The following is a 26,778-nucleotide window of genomic DNA, read 5'->3' as shown; positions in this document are numbered from 1 at the left end:
GGAAAAAATATTGGCATTCGTTGGAATGGACCATGGCACCACAGGCATATCCTTCACTATTCTATCAAAGGAAATTGAACACTTCAAACTAGGACGTGAGGAACTCTCAAAGGGTAAAGTATCTGCAATAAAAGAGCTCTCAAAAAGAATAGACCCCTCAGAAATCGAACTCATGGCAATAACTTACGCGATGGGGGATGCCATAACAACCATCAAACCCCTAGAAAAGGTTGAAAATAGGGGTATAATCTCTATTGGTGGTGCTGGTAAAGTCACAGGGGGTGGAACAGCAGTATACTCAGAGATAGAAAAGTCAGGAATACCAACGGTCCTAATCCCTGGCCTACACCGGAACCTTCCCTGTCTAGATGAACGTTTCAAAGCAGCATACTCCCACCATGGAAGTGCAGAAAAGGTCAGCATATCCTACAATGCTCATCTCGAGACTGGCTGGGAAAACATGATAGTCTCAGATATAAGCTCCAACACAGTAACCATCCTAATCCAAGACAGTATTATAAGAGGGGCTATGGACGCGTGTATAGGCGCAATGGGAGTCATACATGGCCCATTAGATCTTGAAATGATCAGGACGATCGATGACGGTTATAACACTGCCAACGAATGCTTCTCACATGCAGGGGCTGTGAAGATAGCAGATATAGATACAAAGGTCGCAAGGGCGAAGGATGAACTCATAAAGAAATATCTTGAAGGCGACCATAAAGCAAGACTAGCCATCGATACAATGGCAATGACCATAACAATGGAAATCTGGGGACTTATAAGCATAGCTGATAAGATAGATGGCATAGTACTCACAGGATCCATGGGGGCTATGAAAGAGCCCATAAACTTTTATGATATCCTCAAAAGACAATTAAACTGTCCAGTGACGGTTCATAGGCTACCAGCCACTTCAGGATCGCTAGGAAGTGCCCAGATAGCCAGGGACATCTACAACGGAAAAAAAGAAATCCTCGGAATCGAAGTAGAAACCCTACCCTAACAGTGAAATGAAGGCTATTTTAGTACCTTTTATAAACCGAATCCCACTCTCTGTCTCAAGGACAGCGTTAAGATAATTGTCAATGGATATAAGTCTGCCTTCATGTTCATTATCATTTTTTAGAGTGACAAGCACCCTTTTGCCCTTAAACTTTAAAAATTGTCTGTTAATCTTATCAACCATATAATACCCCATATATTATGTAAGTTGCCATGGGTTAAAGCCACCCTTCCATCGATTTAAGATCAGATGTGCAGTCAAGGGATAGTGGTGTGAGCGTAGCAACATTCTCTTCCTTAAGCGTATAAACATCTGTTCCGGGGAGATCGTGGCCCGCAGGCTCCCCATCAATCCAATAATATGGTCTGCCACGAGGGTCGAGCCTCTTTTGCACATGCACATTATACATTCTGTCACCCAATCTTGTGAGCTTGATTTCCTCTTTTTTCATGTGCAAAGGTATATTAAGGTTCAAGAAGTCAACACCTTCTGGCAGACCTTTCTTTAGGATATTCTTAGCTATTCTATATGTTATCTTTTTTGCAGTGGAAAAATCAATGTCAACATGTCCATCATGGAATTTAATATCACCCCTTTTCACTTGCAACGAAACTGCAAGAGCCGGCACTCCATGTACAGCAGCTTCCATTGCAGCCCCAATAGTCCCAGATGTTGTCAATTCCGATTTTCCAAGATTTTCACCCATATTTATCCCAGAAATCAGAAGGTCTGGTTTTTCCTCTGCCAATTCAAAAATGCCAATGATAACAGCATCAGTTGGCGTCCCAGAAACAGAATAGGCCATGGTACCGTCCCTTAATGTAACATCATTAACTCTAATAGGCTCAAATAGTGTTAAAGCGTGTCCTATCCCACTCTGCTGCGTGGCAGGGGCCACTATTACACACTTTCCAAGGCCTTTCACAGCATCCTTTGCAGCTATTATACCCGAAGAATTCACTCCATCATCATTGGTTATCAAGATCATTTTAATTTCATCCCCCTTATTGGCAACATTTTTAATTATTATAGGTATATATATGACAATGGAATCAATTTTCAGGTGGGAGATTTGAAGAAAGAGAAGCTAGTAAATTTCATAGCCAAGATCATGGAAGAATCTGGTTTCAAGGTTTATAAGGATTTCAGAACCTCAAGGCATGTTGTGGACATCTACGGCGTTATTCCCACCGCTGTCGGTGATCTTAGCGTGGTTGTAGCTTGTAAAAATTATGATAAAAAATGGAAGGTAGGGTTAGATGTTTTAAAAGAAATGGAGATGGTTGCAAAAAATCTTAAAGCTTCTAAAATAGTTATCGTAACCACATCAGATTATACGAAACAAGCCCTTAATTATGCTGCCAGGAAAAATATTAAACTTATAGACAGGGCAGGGATAATATCCTTGGCCGAAAAATTTTCAAAAAGACTCCAAGCACCAGAAGAAGAATTCCATGATGAAATAGAGTCCTACACGCCTAAAGAGTCCAATTTTAATATTAAGGGAGGTTCATTATCCCGGAGGGAACCTAAAACCCCCATCTTCGAACAATTTAGAGTACTATTCCAAAACCTATTCTTTCTAGTCTTATTAGTGGTTGGAATCTCGATTGGACTCACACAACTTATAGAAACCTTTGTTAAATTAGATGATAGGATCCTCGGGATACTGAAAATATTTTTCTCATTTATCCTGTCATATGGTATAACACCCATCGGAGAAAAGGAGAAAATGTTCATATTACTCCGGGGCACCGTAGTCTTTTTCATATCCCTCCTAATACTCATAATCATAATACTCATCTAAAAAAAATATAATAAAAATTATCTTATTTTAGGTATTATTAGACCGCCGAGTGTCATGAGTACTGAGAGTACTGCAAGTGCTAATGGTGCGCCTGTAGGTTGCATAGGAACCTCACCGGCAGAGACAGGACTAACAGATTCTGGGATATCAATGGTATATTCGTCTTCATTGTTTGTGGGATCCGGATCATATTGAGAACCTTCAAATATGTAAGCTCCAAGGACTCCTTCTCCCGCAGTCTTTGCCGTGAAACCTACTAAAAGTGTGTAAACGTCTTCGACTGGCATGTCACCTATATACCATATTGCCTCTTCAGGATCAAATGAAGGATCATTATCGTTCCACGTGGTACCATTATCCCATGAAACAGACCACCCGTTTACAATGTTTTCCACGTCAGGGTTCCCAAATCCTTGCTGCCATAAAGAAACCTCAACATCAGTCGCATCATCTGGTCCAAGTTTCGCTGTTTGAACGACACCTACAACTTCATCACCAACAGTAGCATTCTCTATAGGGTTAAGTTCAGAGTCCATCAAGGTAACATCAACTGCTAAATCTGCTTCTCCTTCTCATTCTCTTGTGCTGTAACCGTTCCAATAGCCATCATAGAAACTAGCATTACCAGTGCAAGTATCAGTGCAAATCTTTTTCATCATTCACCCCCCATAATCTAGTGCATAGAAAAACTAGAAGTTTTTTTTCTATACCCAATTATTTTTATGTGATAATATAAATCTTTATCCTAAAAAGTGGGCCGGGCGAGATTCGAACTCGCGACCACCTCGTTGTAAGCGAGGTATCCTAACCCCTAGACCACCGGCCCTTGATTAGAAAATACTACATCTAATCTATATAAAGTTTCCCCCCCAATACCATTGTATATACAGTAGCAAATACTCTAAAAAAATAAGCCGAGGTTATCCTTATGTTATCCAACAAAGGTAAGATATGGTTTAACGGCCAATTTGTAGAATGGGATAAAGCAAAAATACATGTACTCTCACACGTAGTACATTATGGATCCAGTGTCTTTGAAGGAATTAGATGCTATAAGAACAGGGAAGGATCTGCCATTTTTCGCTTGGAAGACCATGTCAGGAGACTGTTTGATTCAGCGAAAATATATATGATTGACATCCCCTACACCGAAGAGGAGATATGTGAAGCTGTAATCGAAACAGTTAAGATTAACAATCTTAAGGAATGCTATATAAGGCCTGTTGTTTTCCGAGGCCATAAAGAGCTTGGTGTAAACCCCCTTAACTGTCCAGTGGAAGTTGTGATCGCAGCATGGGAATGGGAAAGCTACCTTGGACAGGAAGCATTAGAAGAAGGTGTTGATGTCGGAGTTTCAACTTGGAGGCGGATGGCGCCAAACACCCTCCCAAACATGGCTAAAGCAGGTGGAAATTACCTCAACTCTCAACTAGTGAAGATAGAAGCTATAAAGCACGGCTATGACGAGGGTATAATGCTCGATTACAATGGTATGGTAAGTGAAGGTAGTGGGGAAAACATTTTCATAGTAAAGGATGGTGAACTCTACACTCCACCAATATCCTCCTCAATATTGCCTGGGATAACAAGAGATTCAGTTATAAAATTAGCCAAAGAAATGGATATCAATGTGAAAGAAGAGCGCATACCACGTGAAATGTTATATATAGCAGATGAATTGTTCTTCACGGGAACAGCAGCCGAAATAACACCTATAAGATCAGTTGATGGTATAAAGATTGGAAATGGGAGAAGAGGCCCCCTAACAGAAAAACTCCAAGAAAGTTTCTTCGAAATTTTAAGAGCAGAGGCCGATGACAGATTTGAATGGCTAAAATACATTGAATAAAATTGTGGTAGCAGACCCATTCCACAATTTATCAAAAGGTGGATTTTATTGGATGTTATACAAGCGATAATATTGGGAATAGTCCAGGGTGCTACAGAATTTTTACCCATAAGTAGTTCTGCCCATCTTGTAATAGTGCCACATCTTATTGGTATGAATTATTCAGATCTTGCATTTGACACTCTTCTTCACATAGCTACCCTCGTTGCTGTTATCGGATATTTCCGAATTGAAGTGGTGGATATTCTTAAAGGCTTTTTTTCGAGCCTACTAGACATCCCCCAGGGGACTTTTAGTGAAGGGATTAAAAATGATCCCATTAAGAGATTGTCCTGGTTTATAATAATTGGTAGCATCCCAGCGGGTTTAATGGGTGTCTTTTTCAAGGACTTTTTCGAGGGACTTTTCAACAATCTGCCGGCAGTTGGGTCATTACTCATTACCACAGGTCTCATATTATGGGCTTCTGAGATATTATATAGAAAGTTTCCAAGGAAAAGACTTTTTGAGAGCATGAACTTGGCCGATGTCCTTTTGATAGGTTTCGCCCAAGGATGTGCTATAATGCCAGGTATATCCCGTTCAGGGGCGACTATAGCAACTGGTCTATCACTTGGACTTGAAAGAGAATTCATGGCAAAATACAGTTTCCTATTATCCATACCAGCGATACTGGGGGCCTCATTAGTCCAATTAAAGGATATAATGGGCGGATTCCATTTTGAAACAGAAAGTTTCACATTAGGATTTATCGCGGCCACGATTTCCAGTTATTTAGCCATTAAATATTTTTTGAAATTTATAAGAACGAGAAATCTAATTTTATTCTCATGTTACTGTTGGATAATAGGGGGGTTAACGCTCCTTATAAGCATCTTATGAATTTCACATTGTAAACTTCAAAATAAAACTGTTGCCATGGGATATATTTATGAGTCCAAATGTAAACCCACCACGTGCTCCAGAACACTTCCATAAATGCTGCGACTAAAAATATGATAACTATCTTCAACAATAATGGCAAAAATCCACTCCTAAGTTCCCTAATGAAAATCTTAGTTGAACCAGCATTCAATGAATGATACAAGGAAATATAAAAAGCTAAGAAAGCGTCTATTGAAAGCAGAGCCCCCAGGATCTCAAAATGCAAATGAAATAAGCCGAGGTATATTATCAAACCCCTAAGTCCAAAACGAGAAATCAAAGCATTCAACAAAGCACCAGAAAATCCTATAAGATCTACGAATACAACCTTAATAATGGGAAACCCCAAGAATATACAAAAAAATATTATCAAAATATTCGAAATAAACATATTAAAGGTCACAGTCCCGAGATAATCCACAAATTGCATCCTAAGATAATCCCACGTTATAAGACGTGATTTGAAATACACAATAAAATCCCCAGTTAAAAAGCCAAAATTAAAATTTTTTATAAAAAAATAGGAGACAAAACCACCTATATAGAATAATAAAGCAACTAGTATAATCGGATTTGACGGTTTCAAACTCTTGAGAAATCTTAAAATAACCTTTGGCATAGTTCATCAATTCTATCTCTTATGGTGTCCATGCTCACACCCTTCAAAAGGGCTGCAAGAAGCATGCCCCCCGCACCAACACCCTCCTTAACAGATCCCGTGAGATAACCATGCAAACCTTTATGGGCCGCCTTTTCAAAACCCGGATCAACAGCATAAATGGTTATATCACCTATCTGCTCCGCTATCTGATTAATATCTGATGTTTCATCCTCAGCCACGAAAATCGTTGTTGCAATGGGCGTCCTCGAAAAATCAAAGCTTTCATCAATGGCCTTGATAAAAGCGCATATGGCTGTCATCTGAGTTCCACCAGCTAAAGTAATAGGCGTGTCGCTTCCCATGCATATGCCTGCTATGGCAGGTATCATAGGATCCCCAACAGCCTCAACCGCCTTAAATGGATCCTCGACCTTTTCACCCCATCCTATACCTGCATTTTCTAGTCCCTCCATGACCACATCCCTTTTAAGGTTATGTGGGTTTTCAGGGAGACTCGCGCTCACCTTAAAACTTGCATCATATCCTAGGGCTGTTAAAACCCCCAGTGCCGTGGTGGTCCCCGCAGGTGTGCTTTCACCTATTATAAGATGGTCCGCTAGGTTGGATAACATCTCTCCAAGTAGCTTACCGTTTTCAAATATTTTCCTTGGATTATCCACAGCCTTCCCAGTGCGTATATCCTCCCCTGGCTTCTCATTAATATGAATATATGGCAGATTAGGTTTTATCCTGGCACCCGCGTCAGCCACAAGGAAAGGTATATCAGCCAATTCTATACAAGCTTTTGTTATCACCGCTGGAGTGGGTGTTGACCCTCCCTCTACCACAGTCTTGGGTATTTCAGGAAGACACAACGGGGCCTCATGGACTATCAGCTCAACGTCAGCTGCTGGAGTATACCCTGTAAGGTCCGGGCTAGCACCAGCCCCTGTTATACCTGGTATATGTGAAGTAGCTGTAGTTGCAAGTACGCATAAAAATAACGGTTCTTTATCCCCTACTTCATGGAGGAAATCTTCAGACCCATAAACCTTCAATTCTCTGAACATTACTTTCAACCCCCTGTGAAAACTTATTTTAAACAAACTATATAATCACTTTATAATAAAGGACAATGGGGTCAAAGATGTTATGCCTAGGCATAGAAGGAACAGCAGAAAAAACAGGTATCGGTATAGTGGACGATAAAGGCAATATCTTATCATCAGTCGGAAAATCACTAATCCCCGGCACTGGCGGAATACATCCAAGGGAAGCGGCCGAACACCACTCTAGATACTTACCAGAACTTTTCACGGAAGCTCTTGAAGAGGCCGGGGTCGAAGCCAATGATATAGGCTTGGTAGCTTTTTCACGCGGCCCTGGACTTGGCCCTGCCCTCAGAACCGTTGCAACAGCAGCAAGGACAATAGCATTAACATTAAAAATACCTATAGTAGGGGTTAACCATTGTATCGGACACATAGAGATTGGAAGGCTTACCACCGGCGCCGAAGACCCGGTTTCACTTTATGTAAGTGGTGGGAACACCCAAGTTATAGCATTCGAAGAAAACCGTTACCGGGTTTTCGGAGAAACCCTTGATATAGCTGTTGGGAACATGTTAGACCAGTTCAGCCGTGAAGTAGGAATGGGGCATCCAGGCGGCCCCAAAGTCGAAGAATTAGCTGGAAAATCCTCAAATTATATCAAATTACCATATACCGTCAAAGGGATGGACTTAGCATTTTCAGGTTTACTCACAGCAGCCCTTAGAAAATACGAAGCCGGCGCAGAACTTGAAGATCTTTGTTATAGTCTCCAAGAAACAGCATTTTCAATGCTCGTGGAGGTCACAGAAAGAGCTCTTGCCCATACAAAAAAAAGAGAAGTTCTACTTTGTGGTGGGGTGGCTGTGAACAAGAGATTAAGGACGATGCTAGAAAAAATGTGCAAAGGACATTATGCTAAATTTTTCATGCCACCACCAGAATATTGTGGAGACAACGGTGCCATGATAGCATGGCTGGGCCAACTCACATACAAGTATAAAGGACCAGATCCTATAAAGGATACAACCATCATTCAACGTTACAGGACAGACCAAGTTGACATCCCTTGGATGGAAGAAAGCAAGGAAAAATTAGAACTGCCCACCCCCCTTAAAGCGAAAGGTGCTGAGGCAAACATTTACAATGGAACTTGGCTCCATTACAATGTAATAGTAAAGGAAAGGATAAAAAAGGATTATCGCATAAAAGAAATTGACCGAGACCTTAGAAGGTTTCGAACAAGAAATGAGGCTAAATTGTTTAATGAAGCGAAAAAATGTGGTGTTCTAACACCCCTTTTATTCGATATAAACCTCGAGAAAACCTCCATTAAAATGGAGAATATCACAGGGGAACCATTAAACGATATCATAGAAGATTTAGACCCGGATGAAAGGAGAAAAATCTGTGAAAGTATTGGAGAGGATATCGCCAAACTCCATGAGCATGGGATCATCCATGGGGATCTTACAACCTCTAATATTATCCTGAAGGATAAAAATCTCGTTTTCATCGACTTCGGCCTTGGGAGATTCTCACAGGAAATAGAAGATAGGGGAGTTGACCTTCTAGTTTTAAAAAAGGCCCTCAAGAGCACCCATTATAATATATGGCGAGAATGCTTTAAAAAGGTTCTCAGGGGCTATGAAAAGAAATCATCCACTGAAATAAAGTCAAAGATTGAAGAGATAGAAGATAGGGGACGATACACCTAACTAATAAAGGTAGACTAAGATGAAAATAACATTTATAACAGGCAACAAACATAAAATATTGGAGGCAAAAGGGATCTTCAAGGAGTTCAGTATACAAGTGGAACAAGCAGACATCGGATACCCAGAACTCCAAGGCACCCTCGAAGAAGTGGCAAAATATGGTGCAAAGTATGCTGCAGAACTCCTCAAAGAACCCGTCATAGTAGAGGATGCAGGATTATTCATAAAAGCCCTAAAATGGTTCCCAGGACCATACTCAGCATATGTACAAAAGACCATCGGTAACAAGGGCATCCTCAAATTAATGGAGAACATAAATGATCGCTACGCCGAGTTCAGGTCGGTTGTAGGGTACTGCGCACCCGACACCGAACCCGAGACTTTTCTAGGCGTGGTGAAAGGCAGAATAGGATTTAAAGAAAAAGGAGATAAAGGCTTCGCATTTGACCCCATATTCTACCCAGAAGGGAAAAATAAAACCTTCGGGGAACTAACCAGAGAAGAGAAGAATAAAATATCCCACAGAAGCAAATCCTTCAGAAAATTCGCAAAATGGTACAAAAAAGAGGTGATCCTATGAAGATAAAGCCAGACTGGGTTGAATATTCCAATGAAGAAATAGAAGAACTAATAATAAAATTATACAAGGAAGGAAACCCCCCCAGTAAAATAGGTATAATCCTAAGGGACCAACACGGGATCCCAAACGTCAAATCAATAACAGGAATGAAGATAACAGAGATCCTAGAAAAGCATGACATAAAATTAGAGTACCCAGAGGATCTAATAAACCTCATGAAAAAAGCCGTTAATATCAGAGAACACTTAAAAGAACACCCAAAGGATCTTCATAGCCGAAGAGGACTGCAACTTGTCGAATCAAAAATCAGGCGACTAGTAAAATACTACGTGAAAAAGGGTGTACTCCCAGAAGGATGGAAATATGACCCAGAAAAAGCAGCGCTCATTGTTAAATAAAGGCGATGAAGCTTGCAGAATACTTAAAGAACATGTAGATAATGGGGACATCATACGCATCATATCGCACAATGATGCAGATGGTCTCTCAGCAGCTGGTATGATAGGTAAAGCCATTTCCACCAGAAATGGCCAATTCCATATTTCCATCATCTCTAGACTAACTGATAATTTCATGAAAAAACTAACAAATGAAAAATATAAAGTTTTCCTTTTTTGTGATATGGGTAGCGCCAACTTACCCACACTATCACATCTCCATGGAAATGTTATAATAGCAGACCACCACCAGCCCATAGATTCCAAAACCAACTCTAATATAATCCATGTAAATCCACACCTATTCGGGTTTGATGGAAGCCGTGAACTCAGCGCCTCAGGAGCCGCCTACCTAATCATTAGAGGCATGGATAAATCACTCGCGTCATTCGCCCTAGTAGGCGCCTTCGGTGACATGCAATACTATAATGAATTTATAGGCATGAACCGTTTCATAATGGAAGAAGGGATCAAAAATGGTTCAGTACAAACACATGAAGATCTCAGGATAGCATCAAGATACGACGAACCATTATACAAAGCCCTCGCATATACATTCAATCCCACGCTCCCAGGGATAACCGCCAACACAGAAGGCTCCAGGGAATTCCTCGAAAAAATAGGACTATCATATGCCATAAAATTCCAAGAACTTGCAGCTGAAGAAAAAGACATTCTAAAAAGAGAATTGATTAAAATAAACCCGGAAATATTTGGAGAGGTCTTCACAGACAAAAGGCTCCCACCAAGTATAAAGTACCTTTCAGATTTCGCGAAACTCCTAGACGCCTGCGGCAAAAATAAAGAATATGGGCTAGCCATAGGAATATGCCTTGGCGAAGAAGAAAAATCCCTGGAAAAAGCTTTAAACCTTCAAAGAGAGTATCGTGAAGATATTATTAAGGGTCTTGAATGGATCAAAAGGGAAAGGCCAAAGAAAATGGAAAACATACAATACATTTACACTAAAGAAAAAACACTCAAAGGCGTGATGGGAACCATAGCCAGCATATCATTCTCACTAGAACTATCTGACCCAAACCTACCCATACTCGCCCTTTCAAGGATGGATAACCAAGTAAAAGTCTCTGCACGGGCCACCCCACAGATCATTAAAAAGGGTGTCGACCTTGGAAGAGCCCTCAGGGACGCTTCTTCGAACTTTGGGGGTGTGGGTGGGGGTCATGACATAGCAGCGGGGGCTATGATCCCTCATAGAGAGCTTGAAAATTTCCTGCGCCTTGTAGATAACATAATCGGGAGCCAAAAAAAGGAGAGCTAGGATGTATCTCACAGCCCAAGAAGAGAAGATGTACAATGGAGAATATGGAGAGGCTGTTGAAAAAAGCATGAAAATTTTAGTAGCCCTTGGTGACATTTACGGGGCTGAAAAGATGATAGAAATATCATCAGCCCAAATATCGGGTGTCTCTTATAAGACCATAGGGGATGCTGGATTAGAATATTTGGAAGAACTTTCAAAGGACCCCTCTGCTAGGGTGAAGGTTCAAAGTAGCCTGAACCCCGCAGGCATGGATTTGGATAAATGGCATGAGTTAGGATTTTCGAGAGAATTTGCAGATAGGCAATCTAAGATCATAGAGGCTTATATGCGGATGGATGTGATGAACACTTGTACTTGCACCCCATATCTTATTGGGAACATTCCAACAAGGGGGTCCCATATTGCTTGGTCGGAGTCTTCAGCCGTTATATATGCAAATTCTATCCTGGGGGCGAGGACCAATAGGGAGGGCGGTCCTGGCGCCCTTGCAGCTGCCATTTGTGGGAGAACGCCTGCTTATGGTTATCACTTAGATGAAAATAGGATTGCTAATATTCTTGTGAAAGTTGAAGACCCCTTAAAGGGTTATGAGTATGGTGTTCTTGGATACCATATTGGGAAAATTGTGGGGGATGGTGTCCCAAGTTTCCAGTTTCATGGCCAGCCTTCAAGTGATGAATTTAAATCGTTGGGTGCTGCGCTCGCATCTTCGGGTGCTATTGCATTATATTATGTGGAGGGTTTAACCCCAGCTGCTGAGTGTGAATTTGAGGATAAAATATCTGTTGACAGCAGGTCCCTCAAAGATTCTATGGATGAGCTTTCCACCACTAATGATAAACCGGATCTGATATGTGTTGGTTGCCCACATTGTTCATTAGGTGAAATTAGGCTGTTGGCTCATTATTTGCGTCGTCGAAAGCTCTCATGTGATCTTTGGGTTTGTACTTCTCATGCTCTTAAGGCTGCTGCGGATCGGATGGGGTACAGTGATCTTATAGTAGAGTCTGGTGGTGTTATGGTATCTGATACTTGTATGGTTGTGTCTCCTATAGAGGATCTTGGTTTTGAAGTGGTTGGTGTTGATTCTGCTAAAGCAGCTAATTATATTCCTGGCATGTGCGGAGTGGATGTTGTTTTTGATGATTGGAAAAAACTAATTATAACTTATAAATTATAAGTTTTAACTGTGGGGGGGTTTGAAACCATTATATAAACGGATACATCATAGAAAAATCCATGGTAAAATATATCGAACATCCCCTCATAAAACCAGAGAAAATCGAAGCAAGATTATACCAACAAAAAATTGCAGCAGACGTCCTCAAAAAAGGCAATTCCATGATAGTGGCCCCAACAGCCTTGGGTAAGACTATTATAGCCGCACTAGTAGCCGCTGAAAGACTACGAAAATATAAAAAATCAAAAATCCTAATTCTCGCACCAAGCAAACCACTCACAATACAACATGAAGACACCTTCCACGAATTCCTAACAGTACCATGCACATCCATCACAGGCGCCATCAACCCAACAGAACGTGCTAAACGCTGGAAAGAATCCCAAATAATATGTGCAACACCGCAAACAGTCGAATCTGACATAATAAATAGAAGATATAACCTCAAGGACGTCTCACTCCTAGTTTTTGATGAATGCCATCATGCAATAGGCTCCTACTCTTATGTATACCTCGCATCACGCTACCAACAAGAAGCCCAAAACCCACTCATAATGGGACTGACAGCATCCCCCGGCTTTGAAAAAGAAAAAATAGAAAAAGTATGCGAAAATCTTTTCATAAAAGAAATCATCATAAAAACAGAAGACGACCCAGACGTATCACCCTATTTCAACCCCATAGAAATAGAATGGATAAAGGTTGAAATGGGAAGCAACCTGAAAAATATAAAAAAACACCTGGAAAAAGCCCGCAAACACCGACTAAAAATGCTAAAACACCTCCACATCATACCAACAATAACAGTAACAAAAAAGGACCTCCTCAAGGCCAGAAAAAAAATCCAAAACATGATCGCAAGGACAACAAACCCACCCAAAAAATACTACATGGGAATATCACTACTAGCCGCCGCCATCAATATAGAACACGCCATAGAACTCCTAGAAACACAAGGTATAAGCACACTACACCAATACTTCCTAAGATTACAAAAAAGGAATACAAGAGCAGCTAAAAGCCTCATAACAGATCCAAATTTCTCACGTGCAATGATAGAAACAAGAAGAGCATACAGGAGGGGAATAGAACACCCAAAACTTGACAAACTAATGAAAATACTTAAAAAGGAGCTTAAAAAAGAAGACATAAAAAGAATTATCGTATTCACACAATTTAGAGACACAGTAGAACAAATATACAAAAAATGCAAAGAAGAAAAAATGAAAGCCGCCAAATTCTACGGCCAAGGCACCAGAACAGGGGCCAAAGGCCTAACACAAAAAGAGCAAAAAGAGATCATAAAAGCATTCCGCATAGGAAAATATAGCATCCTCGTCTCAACTAGTGTCGCGGAAGAAGGAATGGACATACCATCCGTCGACCTCGTAATTTTATACGAACCAGTACCATCAGAGATAAGAATGATACAAAGACGCGGCCGCACAGGAAGAAAAAGAATGGGCCGCATGATGGTGATGATAACAGAAAAAACCCGAGACGAAGCATACTACTGGTCAAGTATACGCAAAGAAAATAAAATGAAAAAACACCTCCAAAAAGCGAAGAACATGGAAATAGAGATAAAATCCAGAGCTATAGAACACAAAAAAACCCCAAAGAGCAAATATATTGTCTATGCCGATTCTAGAGAAGTCAATTCACGAGTTTTAAGAGAATTAACTAGAATGGACATCAAAGTAATCATAAAATCAATGGCGGTTGCAGACTACCAAATCAGCGAAGAAGTTGCCATAGAAAGAAAAACAACAAACGATTTCATAAATTCACTCATAGACAAAAGACTCTACAAACAAGCCAGAGAACTTGTAAGAGAATTTAAAAAACCTATCATGATACTAGAAGGGGAGGATCTTTACACAACCTTCATCAACCCAAACGCCATAAGAGGGGCTATAGCGTCCATCGCAGTGGACTTTGGGATACCTATAATCCCAACAAGATCGCCAGAAGATACTGCTGCCATGATAAAAAGGATAGCAGTCCGAGAACAATCAAAAGAAAAAGCGGAGATACAGATCAGAACCGAGAAAAAACCATTAACTCTAAAAGAAAGACAATTATTCATTGTAGAATCACTACCACATATAGGTTCCGTGAACGCGAGGAAACTACTCAAACACTTCAAAACAATAAAAAGCTTGGTAAACGCCTCTGAAAAAGAATTGAAAAAAGTAGAGGGTATAGGTGAAAAGATAGCACGGGAAATTCGCAAGGTCTTAGACTCCGAATTCGAAGGGTGATGAGTTGAAAATTTTAATAGATGAAAGGGGTAAAAAATACATACCCCCAAGCAAGGGAGACTTCCAAACAGACTTAGGAATAATAAAAAAAGAAAAAATAGAAAGGAGTCTCCCAGGGGATGAACTGAAAACGCACCTCGGAAAAAAATTCAAAGTAATAGAAGCCAATGTCAATGATTTCATAGAATTAATGGAAAGAAGATCATCTATTATCCTCCCCAAGGACATCGGGATAGTTATCTCATATACTGGCCTTGGAAGCGGTCAAAAGGTATTAGATGCAGGTACAGGTACAGGGAGTGTTGCACTAACCCTCGCAAACATAGTGGGGGACACAGGCAAAGTCTATACTTATGAGATAAGAGAAGATTTCGCAAAATTAGCAAAAAAGAATATCAAAGATTTTGGGATGAAAAACATAATCCTCAAAAATAAAGATATAAAAAAGGGCATAAAAGAAAAAAACCTAGATCTCATATTCTTTGACCTCCCACGATCCTGGGAGATCATAGAAGACGCTAAAAATGCTCTTAAGGATGGAGGATGGCTTGTATTCTACAATCCGTACATAGAACCTGTTAAAATCATCCACAAAAAGGCCAAAGAATGCAAATTTAAAGAGATAAAAACTATAGAAGTTATTACAAGAGAAATCGAAATAAAAAAGAAAGGTACAAGACCCCGCACAAGGATGATCGGACACACCGGTTACCTAACATTCACCCGAAAAATATAGGTGATCAAATTGGGCTTCCAATTGGAAAACGTCATATCAATAAAAGATTTCACAAAAAAAGACATCAAATTCATATTAAAAGAAGCAGAAAAAATGGAGCCCATCGCCCGCTCCCAAAAAACCTCAAAGATACTGTCAGGTAAAATACTAGGTATGATGTTCTACGAACCCTCAACCAGGACAAGACTATCATTCGAAGCATCCATGAAAAGATTAGGTGGAAGCGTAATAGGCTTTTCAGAAGTCGCTGAAAGTTCAGCCACTAAAGGAGAAACACTAGCAGACGCTGCAAGGGTGGTTGCATGTTATGCCGATGCAATCGTAATAAGACATAATGCAGAAGGAGCAGCCCGCTACATCTCAGACATCATAGATATACCGGTTATAAATGCCGGTGACGGAGCAGGCCAACACCCAACACAAACACTCCTCGACCTTTACACCATGAAAAGAATATTTGAGAATATAGAGGGCCTAAAAGTAGCCTTAATAGGCGACCTTAAATATGGTAGAACAGTCCACTCCCTTGCATATGCACTTGCCATGTTCAACGTGGACATGGTATTCGTATCCCCAAAAGAACTTAAAATGCCACGTGACATCATCCATGACCTCAAAGAACAAAGAATATCTGTCCATGAAACTACTAAGATTTCAGATGTCATAGATGATATTGATGTACTCTACGTGACAAGGATACAGAAAGAAAGGTTCCCGGATCCGGAGGAATATTCCAAGATCAAAGGTGCATATCGAATAGATGCCAAAATGCTAAATGGGAGAGATGTTATAGTAATGCATCCACTCCCCCGCGTAGATGAAATATCAGTTAATGTGGATGCCCTGCCACAGTGTAAATATTTCCAACAAGCATTCTATGGCGTTCCAGTGAGAATGGCCCTCCTAAAAGCGCTTATAAAATAGATCACATCCAAAGGGCGTTCTCAAGGACTGATGTATCACATTGCAACTTTATAATATTGGTTCTACCCTTTCCCCTACCCTTTGAGACAGTATTAGTAGATATGAGTCCTAGCAATTCTAATTCGTTAACGAAATCAAATATTCGCCTATAGGAGACGGAATCCCCTTGTGATATCTTCTTGTAAACTTCATAAAGCTTGCCTGATGTTATCTCTTCATCCTGTTTAGTGAGATAAAGTATGGCTTCCAATACTCTTTGCTGTTGACTTGGAAGTGTCATGATAATATCAGTGACCTTGTTATGTTCAATATAATCCTTTGCTTCCCTCACAAACTCTCCTTTAACAACATCAGAGCCCTGCTCATCCGCTATTTCCCCTGCAGTTCTTAAAAGGTCAAGGGCATAACGAGCATCACCCTCCTCCTTAGCAGCTAAAGCAGCGCATAATGGTATAACATCGTCTTCGAGCACTCCATCATTGAATGATAATTTTGAACGCTCATTAAGTATATCAACTAATTGTGACGCGGCATATGGTGGGAAAACGATCTCACGATCCCTTAAACTGCTCCTTACTCTTGGTTTTATGAATTTTTTAAAATCTACATAATTACTAATTGAAAGTATTGAGACATTATCCGTACGTGTCAAAGTATATAAAAGGCCATCTCCATCCTTTTTAAGCAGAATATCTATTTCATCAAGCACCACAATGAGTATGAGGTCTTGTCCAAAAACATTCTTTTTAAAGAGGCTCCTGAAAGTGTTTATAACTTCTGCCTTTGTCCATCCACGATAAGGAACATCCTTTCCAAACTGTTGACACAATCTTGCCAGAACCTGATACTCTGTAGTGTAATCTGTACAACGTATATATTCTGTTCTTACATTAACATTAGAATCCTTAGAGGCCTCATTAAGCTGTTTCATGGCAAATTTAGCCACAGCAGTTTTACCAGTTCCTGTCTTCCCATAGATTGTAATATCCGGTGGTGTAACACCCTTAAGCGCCTCCACCCAATACTTAGCTATGGCCCTTATCTGTTCTTCACGATGAGGTAACTTATCTGGTAAAAACCTATGATCCAAAAACCTCTTATCCCTAAAGACTGACTTCTTACCATCTAATTCGTCAAACACATTCATGATACCACTTCTAGTAAAATTTTAAAGTCCCTGAGATTCCACTTATAAAATTAGATGATGTAATACCGCACCCCCACTTGCATCTAAAACACATGAAATTATAGTTATGTTGCAAGTGTAACTTTTCATCAATATATTACATAAAACTTTTTATTAAAAACATGCCATAAAATATTACAATAGAGAGAGGGATCCATTTCAAGTGTAACATTACAAGACCACACCCCCACAATAGAGAGAGGGATCCATTTCAAGTGTAACATTACCAAAAAATCATGAAAAAAGAGAGGTCTTACATGGTCAGAACGAATCCAATCCCTAAAATCCCCCAAGAAGCTATAACACCCACTAAAAAAATCTAAATTATATAATTAAAGCCATTTTTTAAAAAATTGACACACTCCAACGCTTCATTTGGAAAAAAAATATAACATAAAATTCAAAACTGAATGAGTAGTACAGAGAAAAAAATTTGAAAAGATGACAATCTACTTTTAGAGCCTGCTACTGAAGTAAATGAAAAATAGAAAAATTATAAATCTACATACCCTAATCACGGATTCAATGCCAGATTTTTGCAAGAATAAGCCTAAAACGCATTAAAAGTTAGTAAAAAAATTATTTTCAATTGAATAGGCTAATATCCGACATAAATGAGGCGATCCATATCCTAGTCAGGGTATCTAATCCACTTAAAGATAAATTCTCCTAAATCCTATACTGGAATTCCATACACTCAAGCCTGAAATCATTATACAAGCAATTGGGGAGGGTTTGTATTGTGCCATCTATCCTTCTCCACTGCTAAATTCCTACTCCCCAAACCTCACTCTATAGAGCTAGTTCCTCCCGAAATATTTTTTTGAGGTATAAATTTAATATCCATCACCCACCTACACAGAAGTTTTGCAAGCAACTGCAAATAGAAACTACCAAGAATATTAGAATGTGACCTGGACAAGTAAACTGCAAGTAAAAATTAGACATGCTTTCATTTATAAATTACCAGCGCCTGATTTCAGGCTAGTGAGGATTTCCACTAGTAATTGCAAAGAAAGGTAGCTGCTGTGGATATATGACTTCACATTAGGGAATACTCAGAATGGTAATTACTGAAGAATCAAAATATTGGGAGGGATGGTTAACTGGACTTGCCCAAATTATGGCGCAAAATTGGAATCCTCAAGGTTTCAGATCATTAGATGATCAGACTGTTAAGGGAAAAGAAGTTCTAGTAACCATGCAAATCTCTAATACACATACAGAATCCAGAAGCAACACAGAAAAGATGGAGTAATTACAAAAAATAGATAGCAATAAACATAAGAAAAACAGATTATACTTGCCCATAAAGTGTCACGCGGACATAGGCATGACTATGAGAGATACTATACCAAGTTAGGAAATATAAACTAGTTTACTTAGCATCGGAAGAATCTGACGATATGGAAACACACAAAATCATAAACGAGGAATTATAGACAACGAGAACATAGTAATAACCAAAACCGGAAAAAAAGTAAATACGACCTTAAAATGATGGATCTTTTTGAGCGAGTCAAAACACAATCTCATCACTGAAGCCATAATATCAATTGAAATATTCAACGATAGGATTATAACGGGAGCAGAAAAGCAATAAAAAAAATTATGTAAAACACTTATCTGAAAAAAAACCAAACACGTTTACAAAGCCCAAAATTTTATAGACAAGATTGAAAATCTTTCTAGCTTGTAGAAATCATAGAAAAATCATATATTATCACTATATTCAACCACCTTTTAATGGTGAAGTTGATTTTTTACTGGCATACTGATGTCTTTCATGTCTAATAATCTGGAGCATCAGATGTAAAGGGTAGAATAGATTCGACACAAGCTTTCAAAATAGGGAGAACTTTATTGGAAATATGGAAAATCCCAAAAACCTCCCTGATGAAGTCAAAAAATTAGCGGAGGGCTAGAGGCTTATAGTTCACCACAGTCAGATACATTTCAAGTGTAAATCTTTACCTTCAATAATTTTACAGTTGAAATGCACCTCTCTCTCATTTCATGGAGGGTGCCTTCCCAATTTTACAGTTGAAATGCACCTCTCTCTCTGGTTTATACATACATGGTGTCTTCATGCATTTCGTCTTTTTTTTCTCCGAATCTTTTCTGTATGAGCCATAAAACATGCAATTTGGCTTTAAATACCTTTTTGATAGTTGATATTAATCTGTCTTTGGTTAATGCGTCATTGTAAATCTCATCGGTTACAAGGTAACTTTCTAGGATGTTTCTTGGATGTTCTAATTGGAAGTCAACGAGAAATTTGTTCAGAGAAAATCTAACCTGCCAAAGAAACTCTTCCCTCTTAGATTCACTCAATTCCCGGATCTTTGATAAATGTTCAGGGCCTACACTTGTTGCACATGCAATTAATATTAAATCCTCTTTACCTTTTGGTTGTATGACATCTATTACATGGTCCTCTGGGTAATTTACAATGAAATGGAAATTGGCATTTTCATCATCTACTATCTGCCCTAGGAGATCTTCTTCAATGAGCCATTGTTTTATTTTATCCTCCAAAGTTATCACCTTCTCTTTTCCTAAATATTGTCATAGTATATATATAATTGAGATAGGTAAGGAAAATTTTCTCAAGGGAGGGGAGCTTATACTATTGGACATATTCATAATCGGAATTTTGATAGATATTATAGTAGGCGAACCACCAGTTTATCTCCATCCAGTGGTATGGATGGGTAGAATGATTGAAAAATTGAAGGACAAACTTGGAAAAAAGAAAATCTCAGGGGTAATATTAACTTCAATTATCATCATAGCTTTTATTATTCCGGTTTTATTCCTCAACCTTTTACCATGGCTATTAAAAATCTTATTATCATCTTTTTTGTTTTCTATTACATTTTCCATCAAATTTCTCTTCCAATCAATAATAAAAGCAAAAAATGAACTCGAAAGTGACATTGTAAAAGCCCGTTTACATATTTCGAACCTGGTAAGTAGGGACACATCTAAACTTGACAAGTACCAGCTCACATCAGCGGTAATAGAGAGCTTAACAGAGAACATAACGGATTCTATAATATCTCCTATGATATTTTTCATGATACTTGGACTACCTGGGGCGATGGGATACCGGGTTATTAATACATTAGATGCGATGGTGGGCTACAAAGACGAGCAAAATCGTTCTATTGGATGGTTCCCTGCGAAGGCAGATGATCTCCTAAATTATATACCTGCGAGGATAACAGGACTCCTTATAGTGGCCGCGGCTTTCATACTAAGAATGGATTGGAGAAAAAGCTTGATGACCATGTTACGCGACAGTAAATTAACTCCCAGCCCCAATTCTGGGTATCCCATGGCCGCCGCGGCTGGAGCCCTTGAGATCAGATTGGAAAAACCAGGCGTATACATCATAGGGGATGAAAACAATGAACCAAAAACATCAGCCATTGCTGATGCATTAAAGTTATCATATGTCACTGTTTTATTGTTCATATTACCCATCATAATCTTGGGGGTGTTAATCTGAAAATAGCATTGTTATCCGTAACCAAAAAAGGGTTAAGAATTTCAAAACGACTTAAAATGAAACTTTCACAAGATCCAAGAATATTAAAAGTTGATATTTTCCATAAAAATGTTAAAAAAACTCTCAGTAGGATATTTAATGATTATGATGCGATTATTGGTATAATGGCCACTGGTATAATGGTAAGGAGTATCTGCGAGTTTTTATCGGATAAAAGGCAAGACCCTGCAATTATTGTGATGGATGATGCGGGAAAGCATGTTATAAGTTTGATCTCCGGACATTTAGGGGGTGCGAATGATTTAACATTAAAAATAGCAAGTTTAACAGGTGCACGGCCAGTTATCACCACATCTACAGATGTCCATGGTTATATAGGTATAGATGCACTTGCAAAAAAATACTATTGGAAAATAGAAAACACAGACAAGATAGTTAAATTTAACAGGGCGTTACTAAACGGTGAAAAGATAATGATAGAGTCTTCTGAGAGCCTAGAATATCTGTCCGATGATCCTATTTTCAAGAAGAGTTACATGATAATAAAAGGTGAAGATAAAATCATTAAAGCAATTTTAGATAATGATGAAATCCAAATAAAACCTTGCAGACTCGTTGCAGGTATAGGTACAAAAAAAGGTGTAAATGAAGAAAAAATAATAGAAAGTTTAAAAAGGACCCTATCATTCTTGGATCTTCCACTTGAAAGATTGGATGTTATTGCAACAGGAGAGATGAAAAAAGGAGAAAAGGGTATAATAAATGCTTCAAGAATCTTGAAAATACCATTAGAATTTGTGAAATTGGACGATTTGAAATTGGAGGATACACCTTCAAGGTCTAGTTTTGTGGAGGGTAAGTTTGGCGTGGGGAGTGTCTGTGAAGCCGCTGCACTTCATGTTGCAGGGAAAGGGGCACGGCTCATTCTAAAAAAAACAACTTATGACGGTATTGCAATAGCAGTGGCTGTATCCCGAGAAAAAGTTTTTTAAAGAGTGTGCAACAAAATAAAACCAACCAAGAAAAGTATTATTAAAGTTTTATTTTAAAAGAAATGGAGGATTTTAACATGAGTAACAAGACTTTTGAGAGGGTTTCCAAGATCTTAAAAAGCATAATGGAAGATACTAGCGTCCCAAGAAATATTAGAAGGGCCGCGGAGGAATCTAATGAAATATTACAAAATGAGGAAGAAGATGTAACCATCCGGGCGAGTACTGTTATATCAATACTCGATGAGATTAGTAATGATCCTAACATCCCTATACATGCAAGAACGCTAATATGGGAAATCCTAAGCGAACTTGAATCGATATGAACTTGACATCCATCTAATTCAAATTTTGTTAAGTATATAGGCTAGGAATTGTATCTTGGCACTTTCTTCTATAAACTCTGCAAGTTGAACTGCTTCTTGAAGATCTGAACCGCAACAGACAATACCATGATCTTTTAAGATTAAAACCTTACCCTTCTCTATCTTTTTGACGCATTCTCTGGCCAATTCCAAGCTACCAGGCTTATAATATGCCACTTCATCAATGAAATCTCCATTGAAGCCTTCAAATCCTTTCAATTTTTTATCTGAGAAAGCAAAGGCAGTTGCATAAGGTGAATGCGTATGTACTATACCTTTTATATCCTTTCTTATCTTATAGATCCCAAGATGGAGGTATACTTCAGATGAGGGGTTTCCCCCTATTAATCTGCTCCCATCCATCCCTACAATAGCCACATTTTCCTCTGTCACAAGGGAAAGGGGAACACCTGTAGGAGTTATGGCTATCTCATCTCTACTTAAACGCATGCTGATGTTACCCGCGCTCCCTGATACAAGACCGCTACTGTACATGTAATGGGCTGCTTTAACCAGCCCTTTTATGCTTTCTCCCAAGTTATACCCCCAATTAGTTGAATTCTAATACTTTTATATCTCCTTTATGTAATACCGGTACTTGGCCGCAGGTTGGAACTATATTGTAGATCTTCTGGAATTCTGTCTGTGACTGGAATGTCCCTGAATTTATGAGGTGGATTCCCTTGTATTTTTTGTAAGCGTTGATATGGACGTGTCCTGCATGGAAAATATGTGGTATTTCGTCTATGACGAGATGGTCTTCAACTTCATAAGCTAGTGGTGTTCTCTCCCCATAGATTGGGGCTAGGTGCCTCTTTTCTAAAAGTTCGGCCATTATAAGGTGTGATTTTTCATGTGATAAATGGTTGACGGTCATGGCCATGTCATCAAAGCTTCTACCATGATATATGAGTACTTTGACACCGTCTAAGCTCACGATTGATGGGTTACTTACAAATTCTGTGTTTTTCAGCTGGTATAATGGTTTTGCGTATTCTTTTGGTATGGCTGGTTGTGGTTCGGCTATCCTAGAGGCGTCGTGGTTGCCGGGAGCTATTATTATCTTTATATCATCTCTTATCTCGCCTATTAATCTTGCGGCTTCCTCATATTGTTCATTCACATCTTTTATTATGAGTTCTTTTTCCTGGTTTGGGTATACTCCTATACCATCAACGATGTCGCCGGCTATGATAAGATATTTAACATCTTCTGCTATTTTCACATGTTCTCTGGTTCCAATTTCACAGTTTAACCATTTTATAAACTTTTTGAATGATTCTTCCAAGAATGTGGAGCTTCCTATATGGGTGTCTGAGATGAAAACAGTGGAGAAGTCCATGGGTTTTTCCTCTATCCTAGGCAAGCCGGGATGGATTATCTCTGATGGTATTACGAACCTACCCTTCAAACTCCCCTTAACCCCTATGACCTCATCTTTAACGAGTCTGTTAGCCTCCTTGAATAATCTACGGTTTTCTTTATGGACTATGAAGCTTATTTCTCCGGTTTCATCCTCTATTTCTACTATTTTATGATTATTTTTTGTGTCTCTAATCTCTCGAACCATCCCAATTATGGTTATAACATCATGATGCGGTGAAACGTTTGAAATAGGCATCGGATCCCTGAATTCGCCTCTTCCCATGAATATTTCCTTTAATTTATTATATCTACTATTAAAATAGTCCCCCATATCCTTTATTTCGCCAGTAGTATAAGATTTCGTACTAGTATCCATAATTACCTTAAATTCATTAAACTTTCCGGCTTTTAAATCACCTCCTGGCCTGCTAGAATCCGTGTCAAGAACTTCTGGTGTTATAATTAAAAGTTCACCATCTTTCCTTTGGCTCTTTAAATTTTCGATAATGTTAAGGACGGTTTCCTCCTCTAATAATTTCATTCTTTCATAAGCTTCAGGTTGTACAAGGAAACCATCCTCCGCAAGTCTCAAAAGCATATCTCGGCTCATAGTAACCAATCTTTGACAATTTTATCATATGTAGTCGAAACTTTCTTATTATATCACTATCAATAACATATGATAAAAACTATGATAAATTAGTTACCCCACACACAACACAGATTTTAGAAAGCATAAATTTTATATCAAAAAAAGGGAAAATCTTAGAAGCCCACAGTTTTAACGGTTTTAGTGTAAAAAAAACTTAAAGGGTGATTTTAATGTCAAGGATACTTAAATTCTTCTTATTCCTCATACTATTCATGGTATTCTTCGAAGCTGGTGTTATAAGTTCATATACCTTAGTTACTTCTCAGCCACCTAATGTGAAAAAATTAATAGACACCCAATTAGAGATACTATCATCCTATCTGAAAATAGGTAAAGAGATAATAGGCCCCAAACCAGAAACTGTTAACATTACTAATAAGATGGAAGTGGCTGAAACACTCCAAAAAAAAGCTCAAGTAGATGGTGTCGAATTAGAAACTCTCAATGCAACAACTTTCGAAGACCTTGAAAAGGGGCGCGTTAATGTTAACATCACAGCAGTCGCCTATAGAGAGAACATAACAGAATCTACCGGTCAAATAGTCATAAGACCAACAGCACAATTCATGATAACAGCAACAGCAGTCGCAACAGTTGAAGATGACAAAATCAAAGTAGATGTAGGGACAATAAAAATACTTTCTGTTATCCGCATTTATTAGGGTGAAACAAATTGATCAAAATCGTCGGCATTGGACCTGCAAGAGATGACATGACATTCAGAGCTTTTAAAGCTATAGAAAATGCTGATGTTATAATAGGCTACAAAAAGTATGTTGACAGGATTCGTGATATCATAAAGGACAAGGAAATCATCGAGAAAGGGATGCGGGAAGAGATTAGAAGGGCTGAGATCGCGATAAAAAAGCACAGAGAAGGAAAAAATGTTGCACTGATAAGTTCAGGGGATCCTGGAATCTTCGGAATGGCTAACGTATTTTTTCATCTGATCGACAAATATTCCAATATCGAAGTTGAAGTGATACCTGGTGTTACAGCAGCAAATTATGCGGCCTCACTCCTTGGAGCGCCTTTACATGATTTTGTTGTTATAAGTTTGAGTGATATTCTAACACCACTTTCTGAGATAAAAAAGAAGGTTGAAAATGCCGTGACAGCAGGGTTTGTCATAGTATTCTATAATCCACAAAGCAAAAGGAGGAAAAAACCGTTAATGGAAGCTTTAAAGATAATTAGAGAACATTTAACCTCTGACACTCCGGTGGGGATTGTGAAAGGGGGAACAGTCAAGGTAACAACCCTTCGAAGATTAGATGCTGAGAAGGTGGATATGTCGACCACTATAATAATCGGCAACCCTACAACCTACATTAAAGAAGGTTACATGATAACACCACGAGGATATGCCCTCAAATACTTTATACACCCACTTGCACGCGAATATTATCAAAGGTATATTAACGGAGAGATCCAAGAGGGTCCCAATTTTGAATGTGAATACTATCCTTGTCATTTCATGGGACAAGATTGCACATTCTGTTATTGTCCGTTCTATCCTTGTGGGGACGGTTCAACAGGCGGTTACTGGATAAAGGATAAAGGCGTGTGGAGTTGTCAGGAATGTGAATGGATCCATGAAGAAGACACGGTTAAATGTTTAAAGAAAAGTTTGGATGATATTATCAAGGAGGTTGAAGATCTTAACAGGAAAAAGAAGGAGCTTTTGAAATTGAGGAGAAGTTGCATCTGTAAAACTAGATCGAAGTGAGAGGGGGAGAAAATTGTCAAAGGCTAGTGTTAAAGATATCTTGATTGAAATGAAAAATCTTTCGGAGTTGATGGTTGATTTAGCATACTCGGCACTTTTATTTAATAGTAGAGATGCTGCAGAGGAAGTTAAAAAATTGGAGAATAGGGTGAACGGGCTTAATTATGAGATCAAGAAGGAGTCTCTGCTTGCTGCAAGATCTGTTGAAGACGCGGAGGAACTCACAGCCTTACTAGAAGTGGGGCAAGCCACTGAGAATATAGCAGACGCCGCCAAGGACATTGCAGAACTAGTTTTAAAGGGAATAAAACCCCACCCAGTATTTAAGATGGTGATGGAGGAGTCTGATGAGATAATCGTGAGGGTAACCATAAATGAGGGGTCAGAACTCGCTGGGAAATCACTAGGTGAAATTCTTTTAGGAACAAGGACTGGTATGAGGATAATCGCTATAAGAAGGGGTGAATCATGGATCTATGGGCCTGACAGGAATACTGTTTTAGTCGAAGGGGATACCCTCATCGCTAAGGGCAATGAAGCCGGGGCAGAGTTATTGAGAAAACTTGCTAAGAATGAAATGTCACTTGATGAACTTTAAATATTAGAATTTGC

Annotated in this window: 28 protein-coding genes and 1 tRNA gene; 19 read left to right on the top strand and 10 right to left on the bottom strand. The window is 39.0% G+C overall.

What is annotated here, in order from left to right:
* The first annotated feature begins 10 nt into the window (after nucleotides 1-10).
* The gene (locus tag ACZ5XX_RS02350; protein WP_464585231.1) at nucleotides 11-1,009 is read left to right on the top strand and encodes a methanogenesis marker 12 protein; all 999 of its coding nucleotides are present in this window, start codon (nucleotides 11-13) and stop codon (nucleotides 1,007-1,009) included.
* Here the strand turns inward: ACZ5XX_RS02350 and ACZ5XX_RS02345 are convergent.
* Entirely contained in the window at nucleotides 1,001-1,192 is a 192-nt protein-coding gene (locus ACZ5XX_RS02345) for an LSM domain-containing protein (protein WP_464585229.1), read from the bottom strand. The genes ACZ5XX_RS02350 and ACZ5XX_RS02345 overlap by 9 nt on opposite strands.
* 34 nt (nucleotides 1,193-1,226) lie before the next feature.
* Entirely contained in the window at nucleotides 1,227-1,997 is a 771-nt protein-coding gene (surE, locus tag ACZ5XX_RS02340) for a 5'/3'-nucleotidase SurE (RefSeq protein ID WP_464585226.1), read from the bottom strand.
* Between the two features lie 123 nt (nucleotides 1,998-2,120).
* Here surE and ACZ5XX_RS02335 point away from each other — a divergent pair, with 123 nt between their 5' ends.
* Entirely contained in the window at nucleotides 2,121-2,816 is a 696-nt protein-coding gene (locus tag ACZ5XX_RS02335) for a restriction endonuclease (protein ID WP_464586155.1), read from the top strand.
* Between the two features lie 17 nt (nucleotides 2,817-2,833).
* Here the strand turns inward: ACZ5XX_RS02335 and ACZ5XX_RS02330 are convergent, their stop codons facing one another.
* Together ACZ5XX_RS02330 and ACZ5XX_RS02325 are read right to left on the bottom strand one after the other, a co-directional pair.
* Complete coding sequence (locus ACZ5XX_RS02330) at nucleotides 2,834-3,352, bottom strand: DUF11 domain-containing protein (RefSeq protein WP_464585224.1); 519 nt, start codon at nucleotides 3,350-3,352, stop codon at nucleotides 2,834-2,836.
* A 217-nt stretch (nucleotides 3,353-3,569) separates the two neighbouring features.
* Nucleotides 3,570-3,642, bottom strand: a tRNA-Val gene (locus tag ACZ5XX_RS02325).
* A 102-nt stretch (nucleotides 3,643-3,744) separates the two neighbouring features.
* Between ACZ5XX_RS02325 and ilvE the strand changes: the two genes are divergently transcribed.
* A complete protein-coding gene (ilvE, locus tag ACZ5XX_RS02320; RefSeq protein WP_464585222.1) occupies nucleotides 3,745-4,665 on the top strand; it encodes a branched-chain-amino-acid transaminase in 921 nt (306 codons plus the stop codon).
* A gap of 48 nt (nucleotides 4,666-4,713) precedes the next feature.
* The gene (locus ACZ5XX_RS02315) at nucleotides 4,714-5,547 is read left to right on the top strand and encodes an undecaprenyl-diphosphate phosphatase (protein ID WP_464585220.1); all 834 of its coding nucleotides are present in this window, start codon (nucleotides 4,714-4,716) and stop codon (nucleotides 5,545-5,547) included.
* On the opposite strand, the gene ACZ5XX_RS02310 is transcribed toward ACZ5XX_RS02315, so the two are convergent.
* Together ACZ5XX_RS02310 and cobT are read right to left on the bottom strand one after the other, a co-directional pair.
* The gene (locus ACZ5XX_RS02310) at nucleotides 5,531-6,010 is read right to left on the bottom strand and encodes a hypothetical protein (protein WP_464585218.1); all 480 of its coding nucleotides are present in this window, start codon (nucleotides 6,008-6,010) and stop codon (nucleotides 5,531-5,533) included. The two genes, ACZ5XX_RS02315 and ACZ5XX_RS02310, sit on opposite strands and share 17 nt — an antisense overlap.
* 179 nt (nucleotides 6,011-6,189) lie before the next feature.
* A complete protein-coding gene (gene cobT / locus ACZ5XX_RS02305; protein WP_464586153.1) occupies nucleotides 6,190-7,260 on the bottom strand; it encodes a nicotinate mononucleotide-dependent phosphoribosyltransferase CobT in 1,071 nt (356 codons plus the stop codon).
* Nucleotides 7,261-7,337: 77 nt separating this feature from the next.
* Between cobT and ACZ5XX_RS02300 the strand changes: the two genes are divergently transcribed.
* The 8 genes from ACZ5XX_RS02300 to pyrB are packed head-to-tail and all read left to right on the top strand — an operon-like array spanning nucleotide 7,338 to nucleotide 16,363.
* On the top strand, nucleotides 7,338-8,957 hold the full coding sequence (locus ACZ5XX_RS02300; RefSeq protein ID WP_464585216.1) for a bifunctional N(6)-L-threonylcarbamoyladenine synthase/serine/threonine protein kinase: 1,620 nt from the start codon (nucleotides 7,338-7,340) through the stop codon (nucleotides 8,955-8,957).
* 19 nt (nucleotides 8,958-8,976) lie between these two features.
* Nucleotides 8,977-9,537 carry an XTP/dITP diphosphatase gene (locus tag ACZ5XX_RS02295; protein ID WP_464585214.1) on the top strand — a complete coding sequence of 187 codons (561 nt, stop codon included), beginning with the start codon at nucleotides 8,977-8,979 and terminating at the stop codon, nucleotides 9,535-9,537.
* On the top strand, nucleotides 9,534-9,935 hold the full coding sequence (locus tag ACZ5XX_RS02290; protein ID WP_464585212.1) for a 30S ribosomal protein S15: 402 nt from the start codon (nucleotides 9,534-9,536) through the stop codon (nucleotides 9,933-9,935). Before ACZ5XX_RS02295 ends, ACZ5XX_RS02290 begins: the two co-directional genes overlap by 4 nt.
* Nucleotides 9,925-11,256 carry a DHHA1 domain-containing protein gene (locus ACZ5XX_RS02285; RefSeq protein WP_464585210.1) on the top strand — a complete coding sequence of 444 codons (1,332 nt, stop codon included), beginning with the start codon at nucleotides 9,925-9,927 and terminating at the stop codon, nucleotides 11,254-11,256. The genes ACZ5XX_RS02290 and ACZ5XX_RS02285 overlap by 11 nt, the downstream gene beginning before the upstream one ends.
* Before the next feature lies 1 nt (nucleotide 11,257).
* A complete protein-coding gene (locus ACZ5XX_RS02280; protein WP_464585207.1) occupies nucleotides 11,258-12,439 on the top strand; it encodes an aconitase X in 1,182 nt (393 codons plus the stop codon).
* A 59-nt stretch (nucleotides 12,440-12,498) separates the two neighbouring features.
* Nucleotides 12,499-14,703, top strand: a complete 2,205-nt coding sequence (locus ACZ5XX_RS02275) for a DEAD/DEAH box helicase (RefSeq protein ID WP_464585204.1) — start codon at nucleotides 12,499-12,501, stop codon at nucleotides 14,701-14,703.
* Between the two features lie 4 nt (nucleotides 14,704-14,707).
* Nucleotides 14,708-15,439 (top strand): tRNA (adenine-N1)-methyltransferase, encoded by a 732-nt coding sequence (locus tag ACZ5XX_RS02270; protein WP_464585202.1) that lies wholly within the window; start codon nucleotides 14,708-14,710, stop codon nucleotides 15,437-15,439.
* Between the two features lie 9 nt (nucleotides 15,440-15,448).
* Nucleotides 15,449-16,363 carry an aspartate carbamoyltransferase gene (pyrB, locus tag ACZ5XX_RS02265; RefSeq protein ID WP_464585200.1) on the top strand — a complete coding sequence of 305 codons (915 nt, stop codon included), beginning with the start codon at nucleotides 15,449-15,451 and terminating at the stop codon, nucleotides 16,361-16,363.
* Between the two features lies 1 nt (nucleotide 16,364).
* On the opposite strand, the gene ACZ5XX_RS02260 is transcribed toward pyrB, so the two are convergent.
* Complete coding sequence (locus tag ACZ5XX_RS02260) at nucleotides 16,365-17,510, bottom strand: orc1/cdc6 family replication initiation protein (protein ID WP_464585198.1); 1,146 nt, start codon at nucleotides 17,508-17,510, stop codon at nucleotides 16,365-16,367.
* Nucleotides 17,511-18,672: 1,162 nt separating this feature from the next.
* Between ACZ5XX_RS02260 and ACZ5XX_RS02255 the strand changes: the two genes are divergently transcribed.
* Nucleotides 18,673-18,807 (top strand): hypothetical protein, encoded by a 135-nt coding sequence (locus tag ACZ5XX_RS02255; protein WP_464585197.1) that lies wholly within the window; start codon nucleotides 18,673-18,675, stop codon nucleotides 18,805-18,807.
* An 809-nt stretch (nucleotides 18,808-19,616) separates the two neighbouring features.
* Here ACZ5XX_RS02255 and ACZ5XX_RS02250 read toward each other — a convergent pair.
* Nucleotides 19,617-20,096: a DUF2299 domain-containing protein gene (locus ACZ5XX_RS02250; protein WP_464585195.1), complete on the bottom strand. Its 480-nt coding sequence runs from the start codon at nucleotides 20,094-20,096 to the stop codon at nucleotides 19,617-19,619.
* A gap of 85 nt (nucleotides 20,097-20,181) precedes the next feature.
* On the opposite strand from ACZ5XX_RS02250, the gene ACZ5XX_RS02245 reads away from it, so the two are divergent.
* The 3 genes from ACZ5XX_RS02245 to ACZ5XX_RS02235 all read left to right on the top strand — a co-directional run bounded on the left by ACZ5XX_RS02245 (nucleotide 20,182) and on the right by ACZ5XX_RS02235 (nucleotide 22,381).
* Nucleotides 20,182-21,063 carry a cobalamin biosynthesis protein gene (locus tag ACZ5XX_RS02245; RefSeq protein ID WP_464585193.1) on the top strand — a complete coding sequence of 294 codons (882 nt, stop codon included), beginning with the start codon at nucleotides 20,182-20,184 and terminating at the stop codon, nucleotides 21,061-21,063.
* Between the two features lie 56 nt (nucleotides 21,064-21,119).
* The gene (locus ACZ5XX_RS02240; RefSeq protein ID WP_464585191.1) at nucleotides 21,120-22,055 is read left to right on the top strand and encodes a cobalt-precorrin 5A hydrolase; all 936 of its coding nucleotides are present in this window, start codon (nucleotides 21,120-21,122) and stop codon (nucleotides 22,053-22,055) included.
* A 77-nt stretch (nucleotides 22,056-22,132) separates the two neighbouring features.
* Nucleotides 22,133-22,381, top strand: coding sequence for a UPF0147 family protein (locus ACZ5XX_RS02235; protein ID WP_464585190.1), 249 nt, complete (start codon nucleotides 22,133-22,135; stop codon nucleotides 22,379-22,381).
* An 18-nt stretch (nucleotides 22,382-22,399) separates the two neighbouring features.
* Here ACZ5XX_RS02235 and ACZ5XX_RS02230 read toward each other — a convergent pair whose 3' ends face one another.
* Both ACZ5XX_RS02230 and ACZ5XX_RS02225 read right to left on the bottom strand, forming a co-directional pair.
* Nucleotides 22,400-22,957 carry a class II aldolase/adducin family protein gene (locus ACZ5XX_RS02230; protein WP_464585188.1) on the bottom strand — a complete coding sequence of 186 codons (558 nt, stop codon included), beginning with the start codon at nucleotides 22,955-22,957 and terminating at the stop codon, nucleotides 22,400-22,402.
* Nucleotides 22,958-22,970: 13 nt separating this feature from the next.
* Nucleotides 22,971-24,383 (bottom strand): DNA-directed DNA polymerase II small subunit, encoded by a 1,413-nt coding sequence (locus ACZ5XX_RS02225; protein WP_464585186.1) that lies wholly within the window; start codon nucleotides 24,381-24,383, stop codon nucleotides 22,971-22,973.
* A 224-nt stretch (nucleotides 24,384-24,607) separates the two neighbouring features.
* On the opposite strand from ACZ5XX_RS02225, the gene ACZ5XX_RS02220 reads away from it, so the two are divergent.
* The 3 genes from ACZ5XX_RS02220 to ACZ5XX_RS02210 are packed head-to-tail and all read left to right on the top strand — an operon-like array spanning nucleotide 24,608 to nucleotide 26,764.
* Nucleotides 24,608-25,099: a hypothetical protein gene (locus ACZ5XX_RS02220; protein ID WP_464585184.1), complete on the top strand. Its 492-nt coding sequence runs from the start codon at nucleotides 24,608-24,610 to the stop codon at nucleotides 25,097-25,099.
* Between the two features lie 11 nt (nucleotides 25,100-25,110).
* Complete coding sequence (gene cobJ / locus ACZ5XX_RS02215; protein ID WP_464585182.1) at nucleotides 25,111-26,166, top strand: precorrin-3B C(17)-methyltransferase; 1,056 nt, start codon at nucleotides 25,111-25,113, stop codon at nucleotides 26,164-26,166.
* Between the two features lie 49 nt (nucleotides 26,167-26,215).
* Nucleotides 26,216-26,764 (top strand): potassium channel family protein, encoded by a 549-nt coding sequence (locus ACZ5XX_RS02210; protein WP_464586150.1) that lies wholly within the window; start codon nucleotides 26,216-26,218, stop codon nucleotides 26,762-26,764.
* Nucleotides 26,765-26,778: the final 14 nt, after the last annotated feature.

The organism is Methanothermobacter crinale, from assembly GCF_055397825.1.
Note: the sequence above shows the minus strand (reverse complement) of the source record. Positions and strands in the feature narration are given on the sequence as shown.